Consider the following 1,368-nt stretch of genomic DNA (forward strand, 5'->3'; position numbering starts at 1 on the left):
TGCGTACCAGGGGCATCCCCAGGGGCCAGCCCCACTGGACGGTTTTTATATCCGCGCCGATGAGTTTCCTGTCCTCGGTGGACAGGCTTCTCAGCCAGTCTCGGACAGGTTCCTTTCCGCTTTCCTGCCTGAAGAAGTAAACCTTCAGCTGCATTCTTATTGCACCTCAATTGTATCAGAATAGATACATGCGTCAATGTGATCTGCGTTTCCTGGATAAATGCAACTTGAGGGCCAACAGCACACAATTGGGGGAGGGAAAGGGAACAAGAGGAATGTGTTCGCGAATACTTGTACCTTTTACCTTGTACCTCGTCCCTTTATCCTTGAACCCCCTCGGTGTCAAAGACAGGGATGGTCGAGAGAGAGAAGATAAGGGCAAACCGATTATCACTTCCAACCGTTGCTCAGTGAGCTATGGCTGACAAGCTCTCCTTTCACACTTTTGAGCGAAATGGCTCAATTCATATCCATGCCTTGCTTTGTTTACTTCCCATGCACTAGTCTATTCCCATGCCCCGCCCACCCCCGAACAGCAGATCCAGTTCCTGGTCAAGATCCACCCCTCGACCCTTCGACTAAGCTTCAGCCTTCGCTTCCACCGTCGCTAACCGCCTTCGCATTTAGCTTCGGCGTGTCAAGAAGCTATGGTGGACAGGAAAGCTATGGTGGACAGGAAAGCTTCCCCCTTCGCATAAAGCTTCACCCTTCGCATCAACCTCCTCCGTTGAAACTTCGGAGGTCAAGAGCTACGGGGGACAAGCCGGAGGACAGGCAGAGCAGGCTATTACTATTACTTTGCTTTTCTATAAGATTACCCCAAGTGTCGGCCGGGGCGGGGATTTGGCAATACCTGACACCGGGGATTATTATACCCTGGCGATGAGTTAACCGTCCCTTGTCAACAGCTTTTTAATCGTCTCGATCGACACAAGAGAGATGTCGCGGGGATGTTCCAGGAACGGGCGTACGTCCTCCTGCGCTTGCTTCCAGTCCAGTGCCGCAAGCCGGAGCTGAAGTTCGTCCACCCAATTGGCCGGTGTAAGGACCGGCCCTTTCCAGCCGGTCTGTTCCAGGGCGGCATTGAGCAAGGTCAGGTTGGGAGCCGGCCATTTGCGGTCCGAAAGGTACCAGGCGAGGTCGAAAAGGTCGCGGCCCTTGGTCCAGGGCCGGCTCAGGACCGCATGCAGCTTTCTCGCCAGCAGGGAGGACCTGTCGTGGTGGCAGAGGTTCAAGGTCACGTGACGCCGGACGATAGAGGTTTCGATGACCGCTCCTTCCGGGGGATTGGTGTCCAGTTCGACCTTGATGGAGAGGTTCTGGGACGGCCGCGGCGAAAAACCGAGTTCGTGGGGAAGGCCAGGGAAC

At 54.9% G+C, this 1,368-nt stretch carries 2 protein-coding genes; both read right to left on the reverse strand.

The window, feature by feature from the left end; all coding sequences use genetic code 11:
* On the reverse strand, positions 1-154 hold a 154-nt coding region (locus tag P1S46_11000), incomplete at its 3' end, for a type II toxin-antitoxin system RelE/ParE family toxin (protein ID MDF1537003.1).
* A 733-nt stretch (positions 155-887) separates the two neighbouring features.
* The coding region (locus P1S46_11005) for a nucleotidyl transferase AbiEii/AbiGii toxin family protein (GenBank protein ID MDF1537004.1) at positions 888-1,368 on the reverse strand (481 nt) is incomplete at its 5' end.

This window comes from bacterium (assembly GCA_029210545.1).
Taxonomy (GTDB): domain Bacteria; phylum BMS3Abin14; class BMS3Abin14; order BMS3Abin14; family BMS3Abin14; genus JARGFV01.